Genomic DNA, 26,638 nt, shown 5'->3' on the forward strand with positions numbered 1-26,638 from the left:
TCTTTACTTACCCAACAAGGCACGAACGCGGGTGACTATCAGTTTTGGCAAGCGAATAAGCATGCCAAACATCAACCGTACATGCAGGCGGATCAGCATGAGGTTATCTTTCAGATAATGAAAATGGGATACGGTGTTTTCGTGATAAATCACCTTGGTAGGAATGAAGTGCAAATCGATACCTGCCCATACTGCTTTCACCAGCAGTTCCGGGTCGAAATCCATGCGCGGGCCAAGGTAGTAATTATCGAAAACCCGCTCAATTTGTTTGATGGGATACACCCTGAAGCCGCACAGGCCGTCTTTAATTTGCAAAGACAATGTTTCAAGCGCTACCCAGAAATCGGTAATTTTGCGGCCGTATTTTCTGGCGAACGGCGCGGTTTCATCAAAATAAGGCTGACCGGAAATAAAAGAATCCGGGTGTGAGCGACTGTAATCCAGCAGTTTTTGCGCATCATCGATGTTGTGCTGGCCGTCTGCATCCAGTTGCAACACGTGGCTAAAGCCCATGGCACTGGCGTGATAACAGCCGGTGATCACCGAAGCACCTTTACCACGGTTAGTCTGGTGTCTGACAAGATGAAAATCCGGGTAAGGTTTAAGTAATGCATCTACCTTTGCCACACTTTCTCCACCACTGCCATCATCGACCACAATGCAGGGTAAATTCAGTGATGCCAGCGCCGGCAGAAACTTTTCAAACAGCACTTCGTGTTTGTAATGAGGAACAATAATGCAATATTTCATGATGCGGAAAACTTAAAACTGCCCGTGGAGAATGAGTCCGTTTCGTTGGAAAAGTGAAACGAAACACTGCCTTTGGCTGCATTGTGACTGAGCGTGAGCTGCATCTGTGCACCCGGCATGACCATGGTTTTGAATTTGATGTTGGTGAGTTGATGAAAACGGCTATCGCGAATAAACAACGCTTTTGCCAGCTTTCCCGCCCAGTCTATCTGCACCACACCGGGCAGCACTTTATGATCAGGAAAGTGACCGTCGAACCAGGCAAGATCTTCGCTTACCTTAAGCGTGATCTCAGCAGACGCTTCATCCATTTTTACAGCCGTAATATCCGGCCCTTCCTGCGCGTTAAACAGTGCTTTCAACGCATGTATATCAGTCATCAACAATCTTATGCTTCTTTTTGTAGTGGCGCCGGAAGAGTAATTCAGCAACCACAAATACGGCAAAAATCAGGTAGGACAGTAAACCGTTGTAGAGTGTCCATACAGCTAAACTGCTGAACCAGGCTGTCCAGGCTGCCACCGCTGCATTGAGTAACAGCAACAGCCCCCACGCCAGGCTCAGCGCCCTGAGATATCCTTTCGCCTGTGCCGGCGGATTATGTCCACCCGCCCGGGCGAAGCGCTCAATCAGGGTGTGTTCATCAAGCAACGAAATCAGGAACAGCAGGCCCATTCCGGCGCTCATGATCACAGGGTAACATTTCAGCAGTATTTCACTGTTCAGAAATATAACCCCGGCGCAATATAACGCAATCACGGCAGTCATCAACCAGTCACTGGTTTTACGACTTTTACCTGCAATCACCAACCTGAATATGGCCACTAACAGTAATACCGCACCGAACCAGCGGGGGTCGATCGTGTCGATGTTAAGCCACACTACAAACGGGTAAGCCACAGACACAAGCACAAAGAGCAGCGGAATTAAATCCTTCGGGCCCCGCTGCCGCGGTAATGCACTCACGCCAGCACGCTTTGCCTGTAATTTCCCAGCACCGCCCGTTCTTCATCATCAATCTGCGTGGTGGCTTCGTCGCTCAGCATATTTTCAAAGTACGGGACAATTTTCTGCATAATGGCAATGTTCTTCTCCAGTGCCATTTCCACATCAATATCCGGGTTTTTCAGTACATCGTTAAGTTCGCCCAGACAAGGCACCAGGAACTGATCCATAAAGCTGCCTCTGGCGGGTAAAACCAAGCGCTTCTGTGCTCTTTCGGCCAGCAACATCTGCATTTTCTTATTCAGCTTCTGGGTTTTCAGCAGGTTCGGGGTAATTTTACGCATGGTGTCTAAATCGCCGATGGCGTCGGTGAAAAACAGCAAGGCAAACACACCCCAGTAGTAGGTGTAATCCCATACCAGCTTAATCGACATCATCTTACGATCGCCAAAACCGCCATACTGATCTTTGTAAATTGACAGGGTGTTCTCAAAGAACGAGTCGTAAAATTTGTGGAACAAGGCCGCTTCAAAACGAATGTCCTGCCCTTTCCTGTCACGCTCGATAAGATGGGTAACAAAGGTATTATTCAGCGCGATGAAATCGCTGCCCGGTGAATAGAAAGGGTCTGCAAAGGCGCCGGCTTCACCCGTCATGGCCCAGCCAGAGTCTGAGAACATTTGCTTGCAGCCGTAGGAATAGCCTTGCATGACTTTAAAGTCGAGCAGTTCCGCCCCTTCAATGGCCTCTGCGCAAAGTGGATGTTCTTGTTGTAGCCACGCCATGGTGTCTTCAAAGGTGCTGATTTTGCTGTCGGCCAGCGCTTTATCGTCCATGACGATACCAAAGCTGGTGGCGCCGGACGCTAGGGGAATAATCCACACCCAGTAACCCGGGCCCATCAGATGATTGGTGCTTAACCAGCGTTTACCCGGTTCGAGGACACGATTTTGCCAGGCTTCATTATCAGACCATTCATCGATAATGACCCGTTTATTGATCCGGAAGAAAACCGCATTGCCCTGATGACCGGTTTCAGTCTGCAAGTTCAGCTTATTTCGTAGCAACGCCTGACGGCCCGCTGCGTCGACTAACCAACGCCCCTGAACGGTGATCGTTTCGTCACCGCGACGGCAAACCACAGTGTGATTTTTATCGCCCAGTTCAATGTCTTCGGGTACTGCGCCATCAAGAAATACCACGCCTTTTTCTTTCAGCATGGTGTAGAGGTAGTTTTCCAGCGTGCCACGTTCAATTTGGTAAGCCGGAATGCCGAAAAGCTCGCTGACGCCCAGTTCATCATAATCGCTGTAGTCGTTTTGCACTTTGCCGAAGAACAGCCTGAGGCCGTACTTACGCAGATGCTTTTCCTTGAAATGGTCTTTCAGGCCAAGTACATCTGTAAAGTAGTGCGCACCAATTTCAACTGTAGACTCCCCCACTTTTGCCGTGGTGTCGTGTACCGGAAAGGTGTTTTTCTCAATTATGGTTATGGCGTAAGTGTCGTCGCGGTTAAGCAGTTGCAGCGCCAGGCTCATGCCTGCCAGCCCGCCACCGGCGATGATAATATCCGTATTCATCTGATCCATCATTTACCCTTCACAAGCTAAAGTGAGACTGGTTCCGCTGCTTAGCGGAATCGTGATCTTCCCGTCAGGTTGATTCAACAGCTCAGCAACACACAATACCTTTGCCGCCGGATTTTGGGCGTACATCTCTGTGAGATACGTACTGCCGGCGTTGAGCTCCGGCCAGCTTGCTTCTTCCTGCTGATTTACCGTTGCCGTAAGCACCTGGCCTTCCACGTCGGCATCGTGCGGATAAATCACCAGTGAAAACGCAAAGGTTTCCTGATTTGGCAACACGGGCTTCAGAATATCTGCCACCGGCGCATCATAAAACGTGAGCAGCATGGGCACATTTTCAGTTTCGCACTGAATCATGGCCTCAAGAATGGTTAACGACACCGATTCTTCATATCCGGCAACAGAATTGGCCGCGCTCATGGTACCCGTACTGATGGTCCAGTAGCCGGCCGGCGCGTTGTGTACCGAGTTATGGAACTTGGTCGGCGACAGCTCTTTATGCTCAGACGCCAGCGTTTTGCACATGTAGTCGGTAAGGTCGGTATCGCCCAGACCAGAAACAAACACGCAAGTAAGGGTATCGGGCTCAACACCGGAATCTTGCGTCGCCTGCCATGAACTCTCAACCGCCAACTTAACCGGCAACGGGGCACGGCGTCTTTCATTGGCGGGAATAATACCGGGTTTCGGGCTTTTCAGCTTTGTTTCTGGTAAGTCTGCGCCACCGAGCAACGCTTGAAGTGCAGACCAGTTTTCAAAGTAGCTGCCCCAGGCACCGGTGCCTGCAATTTTACATTTCAATGCTTTTGTCTGCATATTACTCTGCCCTGCTAAACAAAAGTGTACAGTTATTACCACCGAAGCCGAATGAATTGGTCATCACGTGCTGACACACTTTCTCTTCGTCTGACGCTTTAATGGAGAAATCCAGTGCTTCATCCAGCGTTTCCAGGTTCTTTGAGCCCGGGATCACGTTGGTGTGCAAGGTGTCCATGGCAATAATGGCTTCTGTAATACCGGCTGCGCCCAGGGTATGTCCCATCCAGGCTTTGGTCGATGAACAACGTACAGACGCAGGGAACAATTCGGAAATCAGCTTTCCTTCAATCAAATCGTTAGCCCGGCTGGACGTGCCGTGAAGGTTAATATAATCCACCGACTCAGGAGACAATGCAGCCCGTTTCAGCGCCTGTGTCATCGACAATCTGGCGCCTAATCCATCAGGATGCGGGTGCGACATATGGTGTGCATCTGAGCTTTCACCGTAACCGGCCAGTGTAATGCCTTTGCCGTTGTCATTTTCACCCGCGCGCTGGAGTACGGCAAAACCGGATGCTTCACCCAGGTTAATCCCGTCCCTGTGCTGATCGAACGGCTTACACGGGTTTGGCGACAGCAACTGCAGCGAATTAAAACCATGCAGCACACTCAGACACAACGTATCCACGCCGCCTACCAGCACCGCATCAACAATGCCGGTTTCCAGCCAGCGGGCGCCTGTGGCAAACACTTTGGCGGAAGAAGAGCAGGCGGTGTTAATCGTGAGTGACGGGCCTTTAATGCCGGAAAGGTGAGCGGCAAATAAGGCAGGTGCATGAGGATTATGCACAAACGGCTGTTTGAAAGCTTCGGTTAACCCATTGTCGCTGTTGAGTTTGGTGTAGGCTTCTTCAGTACGGTCGATACTGGACGTACTTGAGCCCATGACCAAACCAATTCGGGCAGCGCCGTATTTGTTGATTAACGCTGAAACCGTATGGCGAATCGTGCCCTGTTCATAACCTAATGCAGCAAGGGCATTGTTCCGGCTTTGCCATTGACCGAGGTCATCCACCCCGTTGATTTGCTCAACGACGCCAATCCAGGTGTCTAAATCTGAACCAGGCAGGTTGTTCTTAATCAGGCCGCTTTTATGCTGTTTGAGCGAAGTCCGTAAGGCGCTGAGATTAACCCCGGCTGCCGAACAGGATTCGTAATCGATAATATCTATTTTCATGTCGTCAAAGATAACCCTCAAATAGCTTTATTTACCGCCGATCCGAGGGTAACCGCCCGATTTTATTTATTCTTTTCAACAAATGCGGTTAAGCTTCGTAAGGTCTCGAACGCTTCGCGTGTACCTTCGTCTTCAGCTTTAATTTGCACGCCGTATTCTTTTGATATCGCTAATGAAATTTCCAGCGCATCAATAGAATCGAGTCCCAGACCGTCACCGAATAATTGATCTTCCGGATCAATTTCTTCCGCTTCCATGTCTTCAAGGTTGAGTGCTTCAACCAAAAGCTGAGCCATTTTTAATTCGGATTCTGTTTGTGTAGCCATAGTTGATACTGTCCTTACTATGTACGCTTCTCTCTGAAAGGGCGCTAGTTTAAACTAATGTTACAATAAAAACTATTTCTGCAAACCGGCATGTTTTCCGATTTTACTCCTTCAAAACCGGCAAAATTCATCAGTGATCAGGAGGTACACCTCTGGCTCGTTGATGTTGCTGATACACATGAAAAAAATGTCATGTCTCAGTTGCAGTCGTATTTGTCTGAAGATGAAAAGCTTCGTATGGCAGGTTTTCGCAAGCAGGAAAGCCAGCACCGCTTTCTGGCAGCACGCGGTGCGCTCAGGCTCATTCTGGCCGGATTACAGAAAGCCGGCGATCCGGCCGGCATGCAATTCACTGTCAACGACCATGGCAAACCGTTTCTCACAACAAACCCGGAAAATCTGCACTTTAACCTCTCCCATTCCGGTGACATGATTTTAATTGCTATGACCCGTGGACGTGATTGCGGCGTCGACATTGAACGGATGAACAGCGCCCGCAATTTTAATGAGCTGGCGGATTTTTACTTTCACCCGTCTGAACGTGATGTAATCTCTGCGGCAAAGGGCAATGCAGACATAATGCATCGCTTCTATACACTCTGGTCCTTGAAGGAAGCTTTCATCAAAGCTGAGGGGAAAGGTATGGCCATTGCCGGAGACAGCTTTTACTTTTCCGGCATTGATTCTTTACAGCCTGAGGTAGTTACAACTGCTGGTTCTCAAATCAGCGGCCGGCACTGGCTTTTCAGTTGTGAGCTTTACAGGCAGGATTACAGCATGGCCCTTGCCGTTGAAAAAATAAATGAAAGGGATATCACGGTTAAACGGCAACGCCTGGTCTTTGATTAATCCGCCTGCCTGTGATTATCCCGTGCTACAGCGGTAAAATTGCGTTAACGTAGCGCCGCGTAAAGAAAAACACTGTTGATAAAGGAGTTCGCAGTGCAGCATATTAAACAGGCTCTGAAAGCGGCCTTCAAAAAAGCCGACAAGCCTATGTTGGACCGGTGTATTACGGAGCAGCGTTCACCCGGATTGCCAGACATCCGTCGCACTCAGCATTTTCCTGCCCGGCGGGTCATCCGTGCATCCAGGGTTTTTAACCGCCTTCATCACTGGCAATACGACACCCTGCATCCCTGCTTTCCTCTCTTTTTGGGGTTGTCACTGCACATCGACGTTCTTACCGCTAACGCGTCGCCTTTTCCGCTGATGGGGCTGGTGCATACAGAAAATACCATCAATCAACTGTTGCCGCTGAAAGCAGAAGACATGGCGATAACTTGTCACTTCAGTGATGTACGACTTCATCCGCGGGGCATTGCCGTTGACGTTATGCTGACAGTGAGCCAACAGGATATTGTGCGTCAGCAAATTACCAGTACGTATTTATACCGGGGCGCTTCCGGCATGCTGAAACAGACCGGGGAAAGTGACGGCGCAGATGTCTCCGGGTCTGAAAAAACCTTTGCAGTCACTTCTGTAATGAACTTTGACGCCGCTGCAGGACGCCGGTACGCCCGTATCAGCGGCGACTATAACCCTATTCATCTTTACCGCTGGTGTGCCAGGCTGTTTGGCTTCAAACACGCCATTGCCCATGGCACTCATGTACTTGCACGATGCATCTCGACGCTGAGCGATGCGACAGTCACAGGGCAGCATGCTTTTTCTGTTACCAATGCGTTCAGGTATCCCGTGCCGTTGCCGTCTGAAATGCGGCTTAGCAGCAACGGGGAAGAAAGTATCGAAGGCAGTAAAGTGTCTGAAGTGTCTTTCGAACTGCGTGACAAGCAGGCAGTCCGCAGGAAGCAGGTAGTGCTGTGCGGACGCATCGGCGCACCTTTACAACATATACCGGCTAACCCGTGAAACTAACTGGCCTGCGCCAGTTTTTTAAGTAGTAAGGTTTTGAGTTCGTCTGCCGGCAGAGCTTTGCTGTAATAATAGCCCTGATATTCCTGCCCGTTCAGTGAACGGATAAACTCCAGCTGTTCCTCGGTTTCAATACCTTCGGTGGTTACTTTCAGGTTCAGTATTTTTGCCAGCGCAATGACCGATTTTACAATAGCCGCGTCCTGATCATTAAATACCGCTTCCGACATAAAGCTCTTATCAATCTTCAGGCGGTCGATAGGGAACCGGCGAAGCTGGGCCAGATTGGAATAACCTGTTCCGAAGTCATCAATGGATAACGACACCCCGGCCTCCCGTAAGGCCGACATAACGCCCTGCGCATATTTGGGATCCTTCACCAGCGTGCTCTCCGTGAGCTCAAGTTCAAGACGGTTCGCAGCCAGACCGGTTTCCTCTAAAATTAATTTTACTGATTCCACAAATCCTCTGTGACTCAGTTGCAGCGCTGAAATATTCACTGCAATAGGCAGCGCCACACCAAACTCCTTTTCCCAGTTTGCTGAAAACTGACACGCTTTTCTGAGCACCCACTCACCCAATGGCAAAATGAGATTCGAATCTTCAGCAAACGGAATCAGTTCATCCGGCGTAACCGTTCCCAGTACGTCATCCTGCCAGCGGACCAGAGCTTCCACACCGGTGACTTTGCCTGAGCTCACCTCCACTTTAGGCTGGTACGCCAGACTCAGGCCGTCGTTTAATAGAGCCAGTCTGAGACGTTCATCCATTTTGCTCCGGCGCTCTGTGCCGCTGGTCATATTTTCCTGATAAAACACATAATTGTTTCTGCCGGACTTTTTCGCCGCATACATGGCAGCATCGGCGTAAACCATCAGTTCATGTTTCTGCGCAGCGTGATCAGGATACATGCTCACGCCCACACTGCTGGATACGTGAACCAGCATGTCTTCAATCTGAAATGGTTGCTGCAGAGACTCAACAATGCGAAACGCCAGACTTTCCGCCACTTTACGGGAAGGATTGCCCTGGATGAGCACCATAAATTCGTCGCCGCCAACCCTGGCAACCAGATCCGTTTCCCTGACCGCTGCCCGTAATCTGTCTGCCGATTGCCTGATCAATAAGTCACCCACATGATGGCCCAGCGAGTCATTCACATTCTTGAAATGGTCCAGGTCGACGAAAAACACACTGAAGGAATCACTGCCCTGTTGCAGTAATTCCTCGATTTTTTCTTCGAAGTGCAACCGGTTAGGGAGCGTAGTCAGCGAATCACGGTAGACCATGCTTTTCAGTTCACGGTTTGCATCACTCAGCGACGCCGCCAGTTGAGCGTTTTTCGATGTCAGGTGAGTATCGTAGATAGACAGCAGCAGAGCACTCAGCATAATGCTCACCGATACCGAGGCCACTGACACAGCCAGTCTGCCGGGAGACAAGCCATCCACCGGCATCATATGCATGCCTTCAGGATAAATGGTTGCCGCCATACCGGTGTAGTGCATACCGGCAATCCCCACTGCCATTACCATACCGGCAGCTACCCGAAACCAGAAGGAAGGACGTTGATTAGCGACCGGGTTCAGGCTGAACACTAACCAGAGTGCAGCAGCGGACGCGCCTACAGCTATCAGCACCGAGCAGGCAAAAATAAGCGGGTCATAACTCAGTTCACCGTGCATTTGCATGGCTTCCATTCCCACATAATGCATGATGCACACGCCGGCTCCCATCAGCAGAGCTCCAACCGCCAGCCTTCCGGCTGTCGGGCTACCGTTACGAACCACCGCCAGCGCCAGGCCGGAAGTGAGAATGGCTGCCAGAAAAGATACCAGGGTCAGAGGAATGTCGTACATCACCCGGGTGGACATATCCATTGCCAGCATGCCGATAAAATGCATGGACCAGATCCCGACGCCCATAGAAAACGCACCACCGGTCAGCCATAAATGTGAGGCGATGCCTTTGGTCGCACGCAGGCGTCCCGCCATATCCAGTGCAGTCAGGGAAGCAATGAATGCGACACCAAGTGAGAGCGCAACAAGTCCGGGGTGATATTGTGCATCCATGTTCGTTCCTTTTTTATAAACCGGCAGGTCAGTTGTCCGGTGAACACAACACCGGAAATTAGACTTAAGTCTAATGAGCTATGCGGGAAGGAAAAATGCCCGGTGATCAACATGGATATGTGGTTTCATACGTTTTCATCATACAAGCCAGCCTGGCCGGGCTGTGACGAGCGTCAGGCAAGGATCGCTGCAACCTTCTCTCTGAGTAAAGGCAGCACCCTCTTTTCAAACCAGGGATTCCTCGCCAGCCAGCGGTTATTGCGGCCTGACGGATGGGGCAGCACCATAGCATCCGAACCTGATGATGCTGTTTGTTCTACAGCATCAGTTAAGGTTTTGTACTCCGGAAAATAATATTGCTGTGAGTAGCGCCCGATATGGATCATGAGTTCAGGGGACAACTGATCGAGAACCGGTTTGTGCCAGGTGGCAGAACAAATTTTAGGCGGTGGTGCATCTGCACCATTCTTGTAGCCCGGAAAGCAAAATGCCATAGGAAGGTGAGCAAATAAAGACGAGTAAAATGCTGACCGGTTCACCCCGAGCCAGAGGCGAAGTTTATCGCCACTGGCGTCATTCCAGGGCTGGTGGCTTTCGTGAGCTTTGATGCCGGGTGCCTGTCCGACAATCACAATTTTCGCTTCAGCATGCAGTTGCACTACCGGTCGGGGAGCATGAGGTAATCCCCCTGCACACAGCGTGCAACGGTGTATGTCACTGAATAATTTGGCCGGATCCGTTTCAGTCATAGACCCACACTGATTGCATAAACTTCAAACTCTGGCACTATGAAACTGCCTGAAAAACCATCAAATAATAAGGACATATCCATGACTTCGCTACTCAAGAAATACTTGTCTGCCGCCATCATAACATTCTCGTTGTTTCCTCTGACAGCCAATGCAAAAGATTCACCTCAGTATGCCGACATTCCTGCTCCGGAGTTTGAGTTTCTTTTTGAAGCCGTTGTAACACTTGATCCGCCCCTTGAAGTCGGTGAGACACGATACGGTAAACGCCGGATTATAGGCATTAATGGCGGTGAATTTCGCGGCCCCGAACTCAATGGAAAGGTGTTGGGAGGCGGCGCCGACTGGCAGACAGTGAGAAAGGACGGAACCGCTGATCTGGTGGCGGATTACAGCCTGCAAACCGACTCCGGCGAAATCATCTATGTGCATAATGAAGGGATCCGCACCGCTTCACCGGAAGTGCTGGCCAGACTGGCTAAAGGAGAAGACATGCCTGCAGCGTCTTACTACATGCGTACTGCCGCAAAACTGGAAGTCGCTTCAGACAGTCCCCACGCCTGGCTGAATAAGTCAGTTATCGTGTCCACCGGTATGCGAAAGGCCAACAGCGTCGTCCTGCATTTCTACCGCGTTAAGTAACCGCCTTACTCATGCTGCGCGCAGAGAAAGTCTCTGCGCCTGCTGATCCACATTATTTTGCTGTGACTTTCCGTTTGCTGATTTTAAGCAGGTGGTCTGCGGTCCGGTCAATGGCCGCCTTCAACGGCTTTTTCTTCAGCTCCGTGAACGATGCCAGCACCCGGCAGGCGACCAGCGCGAAGACGACAGCAAAAATGTAGCTGGTCCAGCTGGCTGCATCATGGAAAAACGGCACCAGAGATAACAGTAGAAATAGCGGAGTGTGGTACAGATAAATACTAAACGAGAAACAAGCCAGCGCTTTCACAGCTTTGGTTGCCAGCTCACCAATCCTGATACGCAGATGGTATGCACTGTAAAAATTCACGACTGCCAGCAGAGTAAGAAAATAATCCCCAAGAAACTGCTTGGCAGGAATAAATTTAGGCGGCGTGCCGAGTACATAATGATTAAATTCATCCAGCACAGAATCAAAAGCAGTTACCTTTGTTGCAATAAATCCGAGTAAGGTTGCAGCAAACAGGCATAACGCCGTACCCCGGCCCGGCGTGTATTTATCTTTGCACACATAAAGCAATGCGCCCATTCCCCACAATGGTAGAAACAGCGCAATATACGGTCCCATGATCAGAATTACTGCGAAAATGAGTAACCAGCGGTAGCGGTTTGCATAAAGCACCACGGCGATAAATACGTAATACCAGACTTCATAACTTAGCGACCAGTACGGGAAGTTTCCGGCGGGGAACAGGAATCCCAGCCACGACTGGGAATAAAAAGACAGGAAAATAGGGTAGTACAACCAGGCTTTGTTGATGGTGTAGTCTACCGGTTCGCCCTGAACAGATGTATGAATAAGGCTGGCAATGATTCCCAGCATCAATCCGGGCACAGCCACAGAGTAAATCCGCGCCATCCGGTTGGTGGCGAAGGAATACAGGTTTTTATCTTTCTCTTTTCCGCACCAGGTAATGACAAACCCGCTGAGCACGAAAAACAATACCACGCCATCTCTGCCCAGGCGGGCTTCTCCAAGAATATCCTGAAGCCATAATGGCCCGAAGTGACCGGCGTGAGATAGCAGTACCAGAAAGGTGGCAACTACCCTGACCATCTCAAGGTATACAGACAATCCTTTGTTCATTAGTTATTCCTGAACATTGTTACTATTTAGAACGCAGAGTAAACCGTGACTTTACCATATACAACCTCTTGTCACTCCGCCGTGCGCTTCAGCGGTTCCCACCAGAATATTTTTAGCCACGCAGTGCACAGAGCTATCACAGACAGGCTGATAGCAAAAGGCTCCCACGCTTTAATGACCATAAAGATTGGTGCTGCGGTTAATGATGTATGCCAGATAACACCCACCACCACATTAGCGGCATCTTTTTTAAACTGGTTGTTCGCAGTTATTGCGACGCCATCTTCCTGCAGCGCCCGCACGACTGGTTGCCACCAGCCCCAGGGACGGGTTTTCTGATAGAACGCCTTCAGCACCCCCATATCATCCGGTCGGGTGAGCAGGCTGACGCCAATGCACACCAGCAAGCAGAAACCGAATAAAAACGGGAACGCATACAACGGCTGAATGTCCGTGAACATAAGAAAGACCGACAGAATGATTCCCGCCGTCATGCCGCAAAAGAATGCCATGCCGTTGAAACGCCACCAGTACCACTTCAGCACGTTCGCTGCCGTGTAACCACCGTATAACGCAGACACCAGCCACATCACCATACTGTTCAGTGACGGTACAAACAACCCGAGTAACGAACCACAGACGATGAAAAGAACAGACACCAGATAGCTGAGTTTCAGCGCCTTTCTTTCCGGTATCTCAGGATTGATGTAGCGTTTATAAATATCGTTGACCACATAGGCCGGTGCGGCGTTTGAGGTAGCGGCAAAGGTAGACATGAAAGTCGCCAGCAGCCCTGCAATGATAAGCCCCAGCAGACCTGACGGAATAAAATTGGCCAGGGTCAGCGGTAATATTTGCTCGAAATCTGCAGCGCTGTTCATTTGATTTAAAGCCGGCGTGAGATAAACCAGCGCCAGTACGGTGAGGCCGGTGACCATCATGTAGCGGGGAAATAACAGTACAATACTGACAAAACCGCTCATTTTAGCCGCCTCTGACGGTGTGCGCGCAGCAAGAATACGCTGCATATCAAAGTTAGGCGCAGGCCCGGCCAGGCTTTGCAAAATGCCTTTGAAAAGTCCCAGCATGATGAAAAGCGAAAACAGCGAATAGCCGTCACCGGCAATGCGTTCATTAGCCTCAGGCAACAACGCTTGCCAGTCCAAATCCAGTTGCCAGCCGAACGACAGTGATGTCCATCCCTCAGGCACCACTGCAGCCAGCATGCCAGGAGAAACCTGCATCATTGCAATCACACCGATGGCAATGCAGGCCGCTGTCATAACTAAAAACTGTAACACCTCTGTGTAGACCACACTCACCATGCCACCACGTACAACATAAAGCGCAGTAAACCCGGTGATCAGAGCGCCGTAAAGCACTTCGTTAAGCCTGACATCTGTACTTAACTGCCAGGGCAGGAAGGCCGCAGCGAACTTGCCGATGCCGGTGAATCCGTAAGCGAGAAGCCCCAGCACACTGATCAACGCAAATACAACCACAATGATATGGCTCAGCGTGGCCCCCCGCCCTTCGCCAAACCGGAACCGTATCCATTCTGCCCCCGTCATCACACCCGACCTGCGCAGCCAGACGGAAAGGAAAATCATAAGAAAAATTTGGTTAAAGCTGGGCCAGAGCCAGGGAATGAATACGCTTTTCAAACCATAGATAAAAAGCAGGTACACCATCCACATGGTGCCACTGATATCGAACATGCCTGAGGCATTGGACAGCCCGAGCAACGGCCAGGGGATTTTATTCTGGCCGAGAAAATAATCTGTTGTGTTTTTTTTGTTAAATCTGGCTATTCCCATTCCAAGCAGAATGACAACACAGAGATAGCCAGCAATGACGAGAACGTCAAAAGACGACAACTTCATAGCATGTTCCATTAAGGCCGGTGAGGCTCAGTCACCATTTTACCTTTTTGAAACCGGTTGTCGTCAATAAACAATGTATTAACGAATGTAACCCGTCAAACGGTGTGACGCTACTGCCCTGCGGTTACCGATGAAGCGGTCCAGTTGTCCGTTCTGAAGGGTACTGCGGGTAAGCCTTCCCCGTTCACCAGATTCACGACCGGATAATCAGCCCAGGCATAACGCACGGCAACAGGTTTCTTCACATTCGCATTAGTTAATATAATCGTCTCACCGTCCAGTTCCGCGTCAGCAAGAAAGAACCGCTTATCTTCACCGGCGATAATAAAGCCTGCAGGTGCGTTACCTTCTGTTGTAGTCAGGCCCTCAGCATTGCTGAAACGTAACGTCACTTTATCGCCTTTAATATCCATACCTGAAAAGTCCGGCCCTGACGTTACGATATCCTGATGGCCGTACGCCTGCCGGGCCGCCTGACGCCATAACCTCTCGCCCACAGGCCGCTTGTTTTTAGGATGAATGTCGTCCGGATTACCCACATCAATGGACACAGCCATGCCAGTATCCGGCAGAGATAACGTCTCTTTTTGTGCATCCCGCAGGTAAGCCCATGCACTGCCGGGCTGCAAGGCCTGTGGTTTCAAAAATGCTGAAAGCTGCACAAACAGGAATGGCAATGTGCCGTCATCCGCCTTTTTGCGCCATGTCCTGATCAGTGTTTTAAATAAGTCTGCGTAGTATTCCTGACGATCGATATTGCTTTCGCCCTGATACCATATAACGCCTTTTACCCGGTAAGGTAGCAAGGGATTTATCATCGCGTTATACAAAAACCCGGGAGTGAAGGTGTAGTTTTCAACCTCAGGAACAGGGGGTTCAATGGTATTAGTGCCCCGCCATTGTCCGGATATATCAACTTTCTCAGAGCCGACTTCGCGCCAGATTTGTGCCGGCCGGCCCACATAGGCTTTGTTATCCCAGTCGTTCGTCACCCGGATAGCGAATACGTTTTTTCCCCGCCGCAGCCACTTTTCAGGCAGGTGATGCAGTGAATCACCATTGCGCCAGTCTTCTTTCGCAATCACGTGACCGTTAATAAACACAAAAGCGTTCTGAACAATGTCACCCACATTAATCGTGACAGATTTCGACATATCATCATCTGTAAGCGTGAAGGTATGCCGCAACCAGGTAAATTCAGTAAACGGTGTACTGTTCGGCAGGGTGACTTCAGGCCATTGACTGTCATCATAATCAACCTCAGCCGCACCGGTAGCCAATGCTACGGCTTCACTGTCGATGCGGCGCCACTTTTCGGTATTTCGCGTGTCGTTGTCACGCAGCGTTTTTGCCCAGTCAGGGTTGCGCTTTACTGCTTCAGCCTGTTCCCGGTAGCCGGGCACAGTTTCAACCGTCGCCAAATCAATCCAGGCTTCTGCCGGTGTGCCGCCCCAGTTACTTTCAATAATGCCCACCATTACATCTTCTTCTGATGAGACTTTTTCAGCAAAAAACCAGGCCACGGCAGAGGATGCACCGGCGGTGCTGGCATTGGCGACCTGCCACTTGCTCTCAGGCAATGTGGTCTGCACTTCCGGCGACAGGGTATTTGGCACATCATAAAGGCGAATGCGTGCATTACCGGCTTCAGCCAGTGCTTTTTCATTACCTGTAACGTGGTCTTTTAAATCCCATTCCATGTTGGATTGCCCGGCGGCAATCCACACATCGCCGTACCACACATCATCAAATGACGAGGTATTATCGCCCTGCACAGAAAGGGTATAGGGGCCGCCTTTTGCTTGTGCCGGTAACGAAACGGTCCAGTTCCCGGAAGCAGTTACCGTTGTGGTTTGTTCCACGTTATTTATCACAACACGGACAGTTTCGCCGGGCGCACCTGTGCCCCACAGATTGACCGGTTTGTCACGCTGTAACACCATGTGATCAGTAAATAACGTCGCTATTTCTGCTGCGGATGCGTGCACTGACATGACAATGGACAGTGTCATGCACAAAAGGCTTTTTTTCATTTTAATTTCCTGAGGTAAACCGGCGTGCACGCAGCAAGAAGAGTGCTATTTAACAGCCCGCGTGCTTTCCCGGATAATGATTTCAAACGGTAAAATGTATTCGGTAAGTTTCGGCTGTTCACCTTCAATTATGCGGAACAGCAATTCGGCAGCTTCTTCCCCCATTCTCACAGCAGGCTGCCTGATGGTGGTCAATGGAGGATCGCAGTAATTGGCCATATCCAGATCGTCAAATCCGGTGACAGAAATGTCATCGGGTACTTTCAGACCTTTCTCTTTTAAGCCTTTGAGTGCTCCGATTGCCATTTCATCGTTGGCACAGAAAAGCGCCGTAGGCCGCTCGTCCATGTTGACGAAATGCTTCACTGCATTAAATCCGGACCAGAACGAAAAGTCGCCTTCAACCACCAGCTCTTCATCAAAGGCAATGCCCGCATTTTCCAGCGCCTGTTTATAGCCATCCTGCCTGGCCATGGAGTGAAGGTTGTCTTTCAGGCCGGAAATCATACCGATGCGGCGGTGGCCCTGACTGATCAGATACGTCACCATTTTGGCAGCGGCTTCTTCATTGTCGATGCGAACAGAATAGTAAGGGGTACCGGCACAGCCAGCCGCATTCACGGCTTTTACATCTTTAATAGGCAAAACAGCTTTGTCATTGTGGGGAGTCAGCTGAATTAATCCGTCCGCCTGACGGGTTTCCACCAGTTGAATAAATTCCTGCTCCCGGCTGGCACTGTCACGGGTATCACCGAGCAACACATTAAAACCATGCTTTGCAGCCGTATCTTCAACGCCACTGATTAACTGCGCGAAGAACAGATTAGCGATATTAGGTACCAGCACTACAATGGTGTTAGTGCGCTGTAAGCGAAATTTTTGAGAGGTGAGATTTGGCCGGTACTGCAATTTCTCTATCGCCTGATTCACACGGCGGAGACTTTGCTTTGAGACCATTTCAGGGTTACTGATAGCTCTTGAAACGGTGGCTATTGATAAGCCTGACTCTCTGGAAACATCACGGATAGTGGCCATAGTCGATACTTTCTACGCTGGAATGGTAAGGGAATTCAACAAACTCCCTTCACGCTTTTTTAATAATTCATGCAGTGTAAAACATCGGGGGTACTATTCGTACCCCCGCTTCACGACTTTCTGCTTAAGCTCAGAACTTCGCTCTTACGCCCACGATGTAGCGGGTTTCATAGTAGTTCTGGAAGGCGTACTGATCTTCCCATTGCAGGTAATAATCTTCGTACTCGCCAGTGATGTTCGAGCCCTGCGCATAGACAGAGAAGTTCTCATCAATGTCGTAGCTGGCAGAAATGTCCACATAAGATGTCGGGGCCTGATAAAGGTTCAAAGCTCCCCAACCACCCTGACCGGCTAAGCGTTCGCTGCGGTAGTTGTAAGCAATACGTGCTTCAAAACGGTCGCCCTGATACCAGCCGATAACGTTAAACTGACGCTCAGAGTTGTCGCTAAACATATTCTCTTCGCCGTAAATGTCAGTACCGGAACCTTCACTGGGTGAATAAGTGAAGTTAGTATCCATACCGAAGCTGGCTAACAGAGACTCACCTTCGATGAAGTCACTGAACGCGATTTTCGCACCGATTTCAAAACCTTCCAGCGTACCACCGTCACCCTGAACCAGCGTAGTGATTGGTACGCTGCGACGTACTATTCCGTCGGCATCCGGCATTTCCATGTCTACCGTCTGGTTCACAGTGAAACTGTCAATTTCAACACGGAATAGTGCAGCAGATACCATACTGGCCTGACCGGGATACCATTCTAACGACACGTCGTAGTTAGTCGAGCGCCATGGATCAAGCTGCGGATTACCCGCCAGGCTACCACCGGTCACAATGAACTGACCTTGTGTCGGGCTGCCTTCTACTGAATCTAACGCATTGCTTAACGTTAAACCTTCACCGTACTGATTCAGGTTAAGCGGTGTCATGTTTTCTGAATAAGCAAAACGTGCAATTACATTGTCCGTGATGCTGTAAGACAGGTTCAGAGTTGGTAACACATCAGTATAGTCACGGCTTGAAACCACATCGCCGGTATCAATAGCGGTACCACTGTAAGGCAGGTTATCACCGGCAATGTTCTGCTTCACAGTAAGGTCAGTTTCGATAACACGAATACCCACGTTACCGGTCAGCAAGCCGTCCATGCCTTCGAAGTTTGCCTGCAGGAAGTAGCTTAGCTCAGCCACATCAGCGCTGAAGCTGGAACCGGGAACGATTTGTTTTACCGATTCACCGAAAACGCGGTTATGGAAGGCTTCAGGATCATCGTAATCTGCAGGATCAACCGCCCAGATTGCAGGAATACCGGAAACAGGGCCGAAGTCTGTGACCTGTACCACGTTGTTGTACTGATCAAGAGGAATGCTTTCCAGAGCGGCATAAGGCATGAATTCGCCGTTTACCATCTCGCCGTCTGAACACGCTGGCGCATCAGCATTCAGCAATACGTCTGTCGCTTTCCACTGTGCCATACAGCCGGCGGTTTGTACCGGTGAAAACAGGTGATAACGCTCGTAGTCTGCGCTGCGTTTACCATAGCGGATACCGCCTTCGATGCTGGTCACGTAACCGCTGTCGAACAAATATTTGCCTTTCATGCTAAAGGCGTTGATGTCGCCTTCTGAGTTTTCATTGTTCTCAGAGCTGAAAGCGCCAATGTTGTAGCTGGACAAATTGCCCATGTAATCGGCAATAGTCGCACCGTCGCCCAGGCCGCCGGTCAGTGAACGGTCAAAGCCGCTCCACACAGGGTGCTCACCGGTAGTGTCATAAGTCAGATGCGGATTTTCGCTGTAGCCCATAGCATTAATAGCTTGCAGACAGCCGCCGTCATCGCCCACAACCACATCATCGGGTCCGCACTTGTCAGACGGAACCAGGTTAGTTGTACGACCCAGCGTGGTTGACCCGTTGGTCATATCGCCTTCGTTATAACCGTGACGGTGTTCCTGGGAGGCACGTCCGATAATTGCACGGAACTGACCACTGAATGCGCCGCCGTTATCGTAATCTAATTGCAGGTTAATGTTGGTAGAACTGTTGTTGTACACATCATTCTGAGTGAATGACTTCAGACGTGACGGATACAGCTCAGCCGTTTGCCAGGAATACATTTCGCCGCCATCAATCATTGCACCGGTGGCACGCTCCTGTGTTGGCGTAAACCAGCCGCGGGGGCCCCACTTGTTGGTCGCACTTAAACCGACTTTACGGTTGTATTCTTCCTGCTCGGTATAGAACACATCTGCGGTGAAAACAAAACCTTCACCCAAATCTACCTGCATGGATGTATTCAGACCCAGACGCTCACGTTCAGTGCCCTGATTCCAGGCAGAAAAACCTTGTGAACCTAAGATAACGCGGCCATCACGGCCGTCCACGCCAACTTCCGCAGCACTGGTGCGGTCGGTCCAGCCGGCATCGCCCGGGCTGCCGGTATTGATACCATTATACGAGTTAGCCAGATTCACATTGGCGTAGGTACCGGAGATCATGAAACCCACATCGCCGTTCTGCCAGTTATACAATGCAGATAAATTAGGATCGTTCTTTTTAGTTTCATCGCCACGTTGCATTTCTGCTGCACCGCTGAAGGTAGAGCCTTCTTCAAAATCAAACGGACGATAAGTTTTTAAGTTAACAGTACCGGTGATACCGGCATTGCCCAGATTGGCTGTGGCATTTTTAAATACATCAGCACCACGGAACAGAGGTGACGGGATATCGCTGAAGTTAGGTTGAGTGGATACAACAGAGTTTGCACCAAGATACTGTTCACCGTTCAGCTGAGTGACTACCTGAGGTAATCCCCGGATATTGAGTGAACCACCCTCACCCGCAGTACGGCGAATTTGCACACCGGAAATACGCTGCAAAGAGTCTGAAATTGTTACATCCGGCAGTTTACCGATATCTGTTGCAGCAATAGAGTCTACAACAGTGGCTGCCGTTCGTTTGTTGAAAATGGAAGCTTCCTGAGAGCCCCGGATACCGCTGACGTTAATCACTTCGATATCACTGTCATCAGGTACTTCTGTCTCTTGTGCGAAGGCTGTTACAGGTTGGATGGCCGCTAGTACGCACAATGCCAACACCGAACGTTTCACGCCATGTTTTCCGGCAAATGTCTCTTTCATCTCTGGTCCCTAATTGCGAAAAAATTTTCTTAAAAAGGGTGCAATTTCGTGTCCTCCCGATACCACACCCGTAATGTAACCGTTTTCAGGCAGAGGCAATCTATTACATTAAAACTTACTTTTCAATAACAGCAATTTTACAGCACAACCTAAATTGCAGGCAGTATACTCACGTAATTAACATAATTCAAAAAACCATATAATTCTTAAACTTAACCAAAATCAGTCTTATTAAAAAGGTGGTTTTTCATGCCTCCAAATGGCGGATTAAGCCTGATAAACTTCACGATGAATGGTTTTATTTTTCAGATGAAACCACGGAACGCTATTCAGTTTAAGAAACCGTTATCAGCAAAAAAAACCGCACCAAAAACTAATAAACAGCTATTATTCAATAATTTAAAATTAAACCTAACAACAAAACACAGAAATCATTGAAACCGGTTACATAAATACGCTAAGGTACACCGCAAATTGTTAAATCAATTTACACAGCATCACAAAAATAAAACGTTCCGGATACCAGTTGGATTTTCAAGACCCATGATGAATCGAAGACAACTTCTTAAAACACTTACCGCTGTAGGGGGCATTGGCGCAGCATCCCTGCTAAGCGGCAATGCCATCGCTGCCGCTCAACACTTCAGAGGCGATGCCACTGCGGCTTTACCGGCAATATTGAGCGTCAATGCATTAGAAACCCTGCGCCGTATTTGCGCGCTGACTATTCCTCAAACCAGCACACCCGGTGCTGCTGAGGTCATGTGTCACCACTTTATCGATCATCAGTTAAGTGTGGTGTACGGCGAAGAGGAACAGCAGTCAGCTCTCGCACTGCTTGCCAGCATTGATAAGAACGCCACATCCTTTGGCGCTAAACAGTTTTCCCTCTTGAACGAAGCGTCCCAATTGCGCTTGTTAACTGCCCTGGAGAAAGCAGAAGCCCCCTTTTCTGCCGCTCAAAAGGGCACGTTCAAGTTTCTTAAAAGCCTGATCGTGTTTGGTTATTACACATCTCAGCCGGGCGCGACAAAAGAACTGACTTACCTGCCTGTACCCGGGGGTTTTAAAGGCTCAGTGCCTCTCGCCTCTGTGGGCAGCGCTTACAGCTCTAAAGCTTATTACTAGCCGGAAGTACCGAAATGAACAAAGAAATGTATATAGATGAATCTTCAGAAGTTTATGATGCCATCGTAATTGGTTCAGGCGTGACCGGAGGCTGGGCGGCGAAAGAGCTGACCGAAAAAGGCATGAAAACGCTTATGATAGAGCGTGGCCGTGTTGTTGAACACCGCAAAGACTATATCTCAGAAGCCGTACCGCCCTGGGAATATGCCAACCGTACCAAGGTGGCAAAAGAACTTACTGATGAGCAATACAAAATTCAAAAGCAGTGTTACGCCTTCCATGACGGGACAAAACACTTCTTTGGTAACGATAAAGATTATCCTTACAGTACAGAGGAAGGGACGGATTTCAGCTGGATCAGAGCGAATCAGCTGGGGGGTAAATCGTTACTCTGGCACCGTCAGTCATACCGTATGAGTGCCTTCGACTTTGAAGCAAATAAGAAAGATGGCCACGGCAATGACTGGCCCATCCGCTACAAGGATTTAGCGCCCTGGTATGAGTATGTAGAAAGGTTCGTGGGGATCAGCGGGGCTGCGGCCAACCTGCCACAATTGCCGGACAGCGTATTTTTACCGCCGTTTGAAATGACAAAACCCGAGCTGGATTTCACCGCAAAAATGGCGGAAGCGGAGCCGGATAAACCTGTCATCATCAGCCGTTGCGCCCATTTAACCAAGCCGAAGAAAATCCATCTGGAGATGGGCCGTGCACAGTGCATGGCCAGAAACGAATGTCAGAAAGGCTGCTCGCTGGGTGCTTACTTCTCAACACAAAGCGCTACCCTGCCCGCTGCAGCCAGAACAGGTAATCTGTACATTGCGCCAAACAGCGTGGTGGAAAGCCTCATCTATGATGAGAAAACTAATCGCGTGAAGGGTGTACGTGTTATCGACAACGATACCCTGAAACAGCGGGAATATTACGCCAAAGTGGTGTTCTTATGTGCTTCTACTCTGGGGACCACTCAGATCATGCTGAACAGCACATCTAAACAATTCCCCAACGGTATTGCTAACAGCTCCGGCGTACTTGGCCATTATCTGATGGACCACAATTACAATGCACTGGTGACCGCCAGCATTGACGGCTATGAGGAAGAATATTATTCCGGCCGAAGACCGGCATCGCTGTATATTCCTAACTTCCATTATGAACCCCGGCGCTACCACAAAGACTTCAAACGGGGTTATGCGTTAGCTGGCAGTGCATCACGGGCTGACTGGCAATCGATGGGCAGTATGGATGGCTTTGGGAAGTCCTTTAAATCACTGTTACACAATCCTGGCGGCTGGGGAATTGGCCTGCAGGCTCAGGGAGAAATGCTTCCCCGTCACGATAATCAGGTGGCGCTGCACAGTTCCAAAAAAGACAAATGGGGTATTCCCCAGTTAAATATTAACTGCAAGTGGTCAGATAACGAAAATGCCATGATGCAAAGTGCGCTGGAAGTGGCCTCTTCGATGATGGAAAAAGCCGGCTTCAATAATATTGAACAGCGTATTCTGGGTCAGGCGCCGGGCCTGGCTATTCACGAAGTGGGAACAGCCAGAATGGGCCGGGACCCGAAAGATTCTATTTTAAACGGCTATAACCAGGCTCATGACGTACCGAATTTATTTGTGACAGACGGTGCCAGTTTCTGTTCTACTGGCGTGGGAAATCCCTCGTTAACCTTTATGGCAATTACTGCCAGAGCAGTTGATTACGCAGTAAAAGAATTCAAATCAGGACGACTATGATGACTAAAACAATGAAGCGACTCTCTCCTGTCGCTCTGGCTATTGGCCTTGGCGCAACAGCATTGCTGGGTGGTTGCAGTGAACAACCCGCTCAGAACACGCAAACTGCATCTGAACCGGCTGCACAGGTAGCAGCCCCGGAGACAGAACAAGCTTTTGTTGCTCCGCAAATCAGCGTGCAACTGTGGTCGGTAAAAGACGCATTAAAAGACGACTTTAAAGGCACGCTGGAAAAGCTTGCAGCTCTTGGTTTTGACGGTGTTGAATTCGCAGGCGACTTCGGCCCCTACGCAGAAGATCCTGCCGGCTTAAAAGCGTATCTGTCTTCCATTGGTTTAACGGCCAGTGGTGCACACGTACAAACTCCGCAGTTAACGGATAACCTGGAAGACACCGTTGAGTTTTATCAGGCGCTGGGTATTGATGCTCTGATCATTCCCTGGGATGACCGCGCATTTAACGGTGATGATGTTAAAGCATTCGCTGCGGAACTTACTGATTTATCTGAAGCGCTGGCACCTTATGGCATGAAGGTTGGTTTTCATAACCATGCTCAGGAATGGGCTGATTACGGCGATACCAGCTATTTCGACTATATAGCCAGTCATACGCCTGAGTCAGTCATTTTGCAGCAGGATGTGGGCTGGACAGTACACGCTGACAAAGATCCCATTGCTTTCGTTCGTCGCTATCCCGGCAGAACATTAACCACTCACTTTAAATCCGATGTACTGGAAGACAGTGACTTGCTGCCCATTATCGGCAAAGACGACATAAGCTGGTCTGCGATTTACCGTGCAACAGTGTTAGATGGTGGTGCTGAATGGATTGTCATTGAACAGGAAGTCTATCCTGACGGACTTTCTCCTATGGACGCTGTAGCCGCCTCTAAAGCCGGCTTCGACGCCATCATTGCAGAGTAATTAAACGCTGATGCTGTATTCTCTGCACCTGTGCATTGCTGCACAGGTGCAGAGTGCCAGCATAATTTACTACTTAGTATCCGTAATCAGTCCGGAACCAACGCGATGGCTTCCCTGACCGGAGTTTCACCTTCAGTCAGCTCGATAATTTTACGGCTGATCCCCTCGTTTTCGATAATAGCCAGCAACGTTTCAGCCACATCATCTCTTGAAATATCACCATATTTAATGGCGAGTCCGGCATTTACCTTTCCGGTTCCCTCTTCCAGCGTAAGCGTGCCCGGCCGGAGGATGACCCAGTCCAGCTTACTTTGCGCTAAGTAAACATCCGCCAGACGCTTCACCCGCATGTAGTTTTCAAAGGTTTCTGATATATGTTTGCCCCGGCCGGCATCCGGGAATACCGACACAAGAATGAAACGCTTCACACCGGCAGCCTGCGCGGCATCTACCGACTTTTCCAGTCCCTCACCGTCTACGGCATTCGTTAACTCCACACTGGCACCACCGGCACCGGCGGAGAACACCACGGTATCAGCGCCTTTCATTGCTGTAGCTAAGCTGTCGACGCTGGCATCTGTAATGCTAAGAAGACAGGGTTTCCCTCCCAGCCCGGTCAGGCTGTCGCTTTGTTCCGGCTTCCGGTGCATGGCCGTGACCTGATGGTCGGTGTCACTTAACCGCTTCACTAAACGTGAACCCACTTTACCTGCTGCACCAACAATAAATACGTTTGCCATGATTTACTCCTCTTTCAGATTATCGCCCGGCGTATGTCGCTCAGGCTTGCCCGTTTGGAAGAAGGGCAAAAAAATCATAAGTACAAGATTGGTACTCAGCGGAGTGAGGCAAGATCAACCGGTGCGATGAAACGTAGCCCTTTATTAAACATGAGCTGAAATTGTCTTCCAGCTATGCTTCACAAACTCTTACCAACAAAGGCCTGAAACCGGTTTTTGTTGGTAAAATTGCCCGTATACAACTGACGTCTTATTCCGTTCCCGTTAATTCGATGTAAAGTCATTGCTGTATTTTTTAGCAGCGGGCTTTCTTGTTCAATTGCTGCTTCCCCTCTTCTTTTTACTATCGCATTGGAATCTTTTATGAAAAGCGATTTACCGGAGTGATCATGTTTTCTGAATCCAGAATTTTGTGTCCGCAATTAAAAAATAAAGTGATGAGTGCTGAACAGGCTGCTGCATTCATCAATGACGGTGACACAGTAGGTATGAGCGGTTTTACCGGCGCCGGTTACCCAAAAGCCCTGCCGGGTGCCCTGGCTAAACGTGCAGAAACACAACGTCAGGCAGGCAATCATTTCCAAATCAATTTGTGGACCGGTGCCTCAACAGCGCCTGAGCTTGATGGTGCGCTGGCAGCCGTGGATGGTATTAACATGCGCTTGCCCTTCCAGTCCGACCCTGTTTGCCGCAAGCAAATCAATAATGGTCAGATGCATTACATCGATATTCACCTGTCTGAAGTTTCCCAATACGCCTGGTCAGGCTTTCTGGGCAAACTGGACATTGCTGTTATTGAAGTGACGGCTATTCATGAGGATGGCCGGTTAGTGCCTTCATCTTCAATTGGTAACAACAAAACCTGGATTGAACAGGCTGACAAGATCATTCTGGAAGTGAACAGCGGACAAAGTCTGAAACTGGAAGGCATGCATGATATTTATTACGGCACCGCCTTACCGCCAAACCGCAAGCCCATCATGTTAACCAAAGCCGATGACCGTATCGGCGATGCGTATTTTACTATTCCCCCGGAGAAGATCCTTGCCATCGTAGAAACCTCTGCCCCTGACAGGAACAGTCCATTTACGCCGCCGGACGCCTGCTCAAGACAGATTGCTGACCATATTCTCGATTTTTTCCGCTTTGAAATTCAGAAAGGCCGCTTACCCAAAGAACTGCTGCCATTGCAATCAGGCGTGGGCAACATTCCCAATGCCGTACTGGAAGGCCTGGATACCGGCGGCTATAAAAACCTGACAGCGTACACGGAAGTGATTCAGGACGGCATGCTAAAAATGCTCAAGTCCGGTACGTTATCAGTAGCCTCGGCCACAGCATTTTCACTCAGCCCCACAGCGCTGGACGAGCTGAATAAAAACATGGATTTTTACCGCGAGAAAATCATTCTCCGCCAGCAGGATATCAGTAATCACCCTGAGATCGCCCGCCGTCTGGGCGTCATTGCCATGAACGGCTTACTGGAAGCAGATATCTACGGGAATGTGAATTCCACTCATGTGATGGGCACCAGAATGATGAATGGTATTGGTGGCTCAGGCGACTTCGCCCGTAACGGATACCTGTCTATTTTTGTCACCCCGTCCACCGCTAAAAACGGCGCAATATCCTCTATCGTGCCTATGGTGTCTCATGTGGATCACACCGAACACGATGTAAAAGTCATTGTTACCGAGCAGGGTCTGGCTGATTTACGGGGCCTGTCACCCCGTCAGCGGGCAAAAGTCATCATCGATAAATGTGCCCATCCGGACTACCGCGACAGACTGCACGACTATTTCGAAAGAGCCTGTGCCAGCGCCCGCGGTATGCATACCCCTCACATTCTCGGCGAAGCCCTGAGCTGGCATGAGAACTACGAACAGTTTGGTAAAATGTAAGTATACCTGAGAAAGCCGGTGATTGA

General features: G+C 49.7%; 22 protein-coding genes. 7 read left to right on the plus strand and 15 right to left on the minus strand.

The genetic code is table 11. The features are described 5' to 3' along the window. Positions 1-3 precede the first annotated feature (3 nt). The 7 genes from ACXAH4_RS13285 to ACXAH4_RS13315 form a co-directional block, all read right to left on the minus strand. A complete protein-coding gene (locus tag ACXAH4_RS13285) occupies positions 4-750 on the minus strand; it encodes a glycosyltransferase family 2 protein (protein ID WP_474882218.1) in 747 nt (248 codons plus the stop codon). Next, positions 747-1,130, minus strand: a complete 384-nt coding sequence (locus tag ACXAH4_RS13290; RefSeq protein WP_474847458.1) for an ApeI family dehydratase — start codon at positions 1,128-1,130, stop codon at positions 747-749. The genes ACXAH4_RS13285 and ACXAH4_RS13290 overlap by 4 nt, the downstream gene beginning before the upstream one ends. Further along, positions 1,123-1,716, minus strand: a complete 594-nt coding sequence (locus tag ACXAH4_RS13295) for a COG4648 family protein (protein ID WP_474882220.1) — start codon at positions 1,714-1,716, stop codon at positions 1,123-1,125. The genes ACXAH4_RS13290 and ACXAH4_RS13295 overlap by 8 nt, the downstream gene beginning before the upstream one ends. Next, complete coding sequence (locus ACXAH4_RS13300) at positions 1,713-3,275, minus strand: NAD(P)/FAD-dependent oxidoreductase (RefSeq protein WP_474882221.1); 1,563 nt, start codon at positions 3,273-3,275, stop codon at positions 1,713-1,715. The genes ACXAH4_RS13295 and ACXAH4_RS13300 overlap by 4 nt, the downstream gene beginning before the upstream one ends. A 12-nt stretch (positions 3,276-3,287) precedes the next feature. Next, positions 3,288-4,097 (minus strand): beta-ketoacyl synthase chain length factor, encoded by an 810-nt coding sequence (locus ACXAH4_RS13305; RefSeq protein ID WP_474882223.1) that lies wholly within the window; start codon positions 4,095-4,097, stop codon positions 3,288-3,290. Between the two features lies 1 nt (position 4,098). Continuing rightward, a complete protein-coding gene (locus ACXAH4_RS13310; RefSeq protein ID WP_474882224.1) occupies positions 4,099-5,277 on the minus strand; it encodes a beta-ketoacyl-ACP synthase in 1,179 nt (392 codons plus the stop codon). A gap of 62 nt (positions 5,278-5,339) precedes the next feature. Beyond that, the gene (locus ACXAH4_RS13315) at positions 5,340-5,603 is read right to left on the minus strand and encodes a phosphopantetheine-binding protein (RefSeq protein WP_119502389.1); all 264 of its coding nucleotides are present in this window, start codon (positions 5,601-5,603) and stop codon (positions 5,340-5,342) included. Between the two features lie 192 nt (positions 5,604-5,795). On the opposite strand from ACXAH4_RS13315, the gene ACXAH4_RS13320 reads away from it, so the two are divergent. Beyond that, complete coding sequence (locus ACXAH4_RS13320; RefSeq protein ID WP_474882225.1) at positions 5,796-6,452, plus strand: 4'-phosphopantetheinyl transferase family protein; 657 nt, start codon at positions 5,796-5,798, stop codon at positions 6,450-6,452. A 93-nt stretch (positions 6,453-6,545) separates the two neighbouring features. Continuing rightward, positions 6,546-7,475, plus strand: a complete 930-nt coding sequence (locus tag ACXAH4_RS13325) for a MaoC family dehydratase (protein ID WP_474843306.1) — start codon at positions 6,546-6,548, stop codon at positions 7,473-7,475. A 2-nt stretch (positions 7,476-7,477) separates the two neighbouring features. Here the strand turns inward: ACXAH4_RS13325 and ACXAH4_RS13330 are convergent, their stop codons facing one another. Then, positions 7,478-9,550, minus strand: coding sequence for a putative bifunctional diguanylate cyclase/phosphodiesterase (locus tag ACXAH4_RS13330; RefSeq protein ID WP_474843308.1), 2,073 nt, complete (start codon positions 9,548-9,550; stop codon positions 7,478-7,480). 173 nt (positions 9,551-9,723) lie between these two features. After that, positions 9,724-10,299: a uracil-DNA glycosylase family protein gene (locus tag ACXAH4_RS13335; protein ID WP_474882227.1), complete on the minus strand. Its 576-nt coding sequence runs from the start codon at positions 10,297-10,299 to the stop codon at positions 9,724-9,726. An 81-nt stretch (positions 10,300-10,380) separates the two neighbouring features. On the opposite strand from ACXAH4_RS13335, the gene ACXAH4_RS13340 reads away from it, so the two are divergent. Further along, positions 10,381-10,941 (plus strand): DUF3237 domain-containing protein, encoded by a 561-nt coding sequence (locus tag ACXAH4_RS13340; protein WP_474882229.1) that lies wholly within the window; start codon positions 10,381-10,383, stop codon positions 10,939-10,941. 52 nt (positions 10,942-10,993) lie between these two features. Here the strand turns inward: ACXAH4_RS13340 and ACXAH4_RS13345 are convergent, their stop codons facing one another. The 5 genes from ACXAH4_RS13345 to ACXAH4_RS13365 all read right to left on the minus strand — a co-directional run bounded on the left by ACXAH4_RS13345 (position 10,994) and on the right by ACXAH4_RS13365 (position 20,178). Further along, entirely contained in the window at positions 10,994-12,085 is a 1,092-nt protein-coding gene (locus tag ACXAH4_RS13345; protein ID WP_474882231.1) for an acyltransferase family protein, read from the minus strand. A 71-nt stretch (positions 12,086-12,156) separates the two neighbouring features. Next, on the minus strand, positions 12,157-13,968 hold the full coding sequence (locus ACXAH4_RS13350; protein WP_474843316.1) for a sodium:solute symporter family protein: 1,812 nt from the start codon (positions 13,966-13,968) through the stop codon (positions 12,157-12,159). A gap of 110 nt (positions 13,969-14,078) precedes the next feature. Then, on the minus strand, positions 14,079-16,001 hold the full coding sequence (locus ACXAH4_RS13355; protein ID WP_474882232.1) for a sialate O-acetylesterase: 1,923 nt from the start codon (positions 15,999-16,001) through the stop codon (positions 14,079-14,081). A gap of 45 nt (positions 16,002-16,046) precedes the next feature. Beyond that, the gene (locus ACXAH4_RS13360; protein ID WP_474843320.1) at positions 16,047-17,036 is read right to left on the minus strand and encodes a LacI family DNA-binding transcriptional regulator; all 990 of its coding nucleotides are present in this window, start codon (positions 17,034-17,036) and stop codon (positions 16,047-16,049) included. A 130-nt stretch (positions 17,037-17,166) separates the two neighbouring features. Beyond that, positions 17,167-20,178: a TonB-dependent receptor gene (locus ACXAH4_RS13365; RefSeq protein WP_474882234.1), complete on the minus strand. Its 3,012-nt coding sequence runs from the start codon at positions 20,176-20,178 to the stop codon at positions 17,167-17,169. Positions 20,179-20,721: 543 nt separating this feature from the next. Here ACXAH4_RS13365 and ACXAH4_RS13370 point away from each other — a divergent pair. The 3 genes from ACXAH4_RS13370 to ACXAH4_RS13380 are packed head-to-tail and all read left to right on the plus strand — an operon-like array spanning position 20,722 to position 23,971. Beyond that, positions 20,722-21,306 (plus strand): gluconate 2-dehydrogenase subunit 3 family protein, encoded by a 585-nt coding sequence (locus ACXAH4_RS13370; protein WP_474843324.1) that lies wholly within the window; start codon positions 20,722-20,724, stop codon positions 21,304-21,306. A 14-nt stretch (positions 21,307-21,320) separates the two neighbouring features. Continuing rightward, complete coding sequence (locus ACXAH4_RS13375) at positions 21,321-23,048, plus strand: GMC oxidoreductase (protein ID WP_474843326.1); 1,728 nt, start codon at positions 21,321-21,323, stop codon at positions 23,046-23,048. After that, entirely contained in the window at positions 23,045-23,971 is a 927-nt protein-coding gene (locus tag ACXAH4_RS13380; RefSeq protein ID WP_474843328.1) for a sugar phosphate isomerase/epimerase family protein, read from the plus strand. Before ACXAH4_RS13375 ends, ACXAH4_RS13380 begins: the two co-directional genes overlap by 4 nt. An 86-nt stretch (positions 23,972-24,057) precedes the next feature. Here the strand turns inward: ACXAH4_RS13380 and ACXAH4_RS13385 are convergent, their stop codons facing one another. Then, positions 24,058-24,711 (minus strand): SDR family oxidoreductase, encoded by a 654-nt coding sequence (locus tag ACXAH4_RS13385; RefSeq protein ID WP_474843330.1) that lies wholly within the window; start codon positions 24,709-24,711, stop codon positions 24,058-24,060. Between the two features lie 389 nt (positions 24,712-25,100). On the opposite strand from ACXAH4_RS13385, the gene ACXAH4_RS13390 reads away from it, so the two are divergent. After that, positions 25,101-26,612 (plus strand): acetyl-CoA hydrolase/transferase family protein, encoded by a 1,512-nt coding sequence (locus tag ACXAH4_RS13390; protein WP_474882236.1) that lies wholly within the window; start codon positions 25,101-25,103, stop codon positions 26,610-26,612. Positions 26,613-26,638: the final 26 nt, after the last annotated feature.

Source organism: Alteromonas sp. ABV2_168 (assembly GCF_056161165.1).

Bases quoted from the DNA above. Each gene is read 5' to 3' on its own strand.
- ACXAH4_RS13285 (WP_474882218.1), bottom strand. From the start codon at position 750: ATGAAATATTGCATTATTGTTCCTCATTACAAACACGAAGTGCTGTTT.
- ACXAH4_RS13290 (WP_474847458.1), bottom strand. From the start codon at position 1,130: ATGACTGATATACATGCGTTGAAAGCACTGTTTAACGCGCAGGAAGGG.
- ACXAH4_RS13300 (WP_474882221.1), bottom strand. From the start codon at position 3,275: ATGAATACGGATATTATCATCGCCGGTGGCGGGCTGGCAGGCATGAGC.
- ACXAH4_RS13305 (WP_474882223.1), bottom strand. From the start codon at position 4,097: ATGCAGACAAAAGCATTGAAATGTAAAATTGCAGGCACCGGTGCCTGG.
- ACXAH4_RS13310 (WP_474882224.1), bottom strand. From the start codon at position 5,277: ATGAAAATAGATATTATCGATTACGAATCCTGTTCGGCAGCCGGGGTT.
- ACXAH4_RS13315 (WP_119502389.1), bottom strand. From the start codon at position 5,603: ATGGCTACACAAACAGAATCCGAATTAAAAATGGCTCAGCTTTTGGTT.
- ACXAH4_RS13320 (WP_474882225.1), top strand. From the start codon at position 5,796: ATGTCTCAGTTGCAGTCGTATTTGTCTGAAGATGAAAAGCTTCGTATG.
- ACXAH4_RS13330 (WP_474843308.1), bottom strand. From the start codon at position 9,550: ATGGATGCACAATATCACCCCGGACTTGTTGCGCTCTCACTTGGTGTC.
- ACXAH4_RS13335 (WP_474882227.1), bottom strand. From the start codon at position 10,299: ATGACTGAAACGGATCCGGCCAAATTATTCAGTGACATACACCGTTGC.
- ACXAH4_RS13340 (WP_474882229.1), top strand. From the start codon at position 10,381: ATGACTTCGCTACTCAAGAAATACTTGTCTGCCGCCATCATAACATTC.
- ACXAH4_RS13345 (WP_474882231.1), bottom strand. From the start codon at position 12,085: ATGAACAAAGGATTGTCTGTATACCTTGAGATGGTCAGGGTAGTTGCC.
- ACXAH4_RS13350 (WP_474843316.1), bottom strand. From the start codon at position 13,968: ATGAAGTTGTCGTCTTTTGACGTTCTCGTCATTGCTGGCTATCTCTGT.
- ACXAH4_RS13355 (WP_474882232.1), bottom strand. From the start codon at position 16,001: ATGAAAAAAAGCCTTTTGTGCATGACACTGTCCATTGTCATGTCAGTG.
- ACXAH4_RS13360 (WP_474843320.1), bottom strand. From the start codon at position 17,036: ATGGCCACTATCCGTGATGTTTCCAGAGAGTCAGGCTTATCAATAGCC.
- ACXAH4_RS13365 (WP_474882234.1), bottom strand. From the start codon at position 20,178: ATGAAAGAGACATTTGCCGGAAAACATGGCGTGAAACGTTCGGTGTTG.
- ACXAH4_RS13370 (WP_474843324.1), top strand. From the start codon at position 20,722: ATGATGAATCGAAGACAACTTCTTAAAACACTTACCGCTGTAGGGGGC.
- ACXAH4_RS13375 (WP_474843326.1), top strand. From the start codon at position 21,321: ATGAACAAAGAAATGTATATAGATGAATCTTCAGAAGTTTATGATGCC.
- ACXAH4_RS13380 (WP_474843328.1), top strand. From the start codon at position 23,045: ATGATGACTAAAACAATGAAGCGACTCTCTCCTGTCGCTCTGGCTATT.
- ACXAH4_RS13385 (WP_474843330.1), bottom strand. From the start codon at position 24,711: ATGGCAAACGTATTTATTGTTGGTGCAGCAGGTAAAGTGGGTTCACGT.
- ACXAH4_RS13390 (WP_474882236.1), top strand. From the start codon at position 25,101: ATGTTTTCTGAATCCAGAATTTTGTGTCCGCAATTAAAAAATAAAGTG.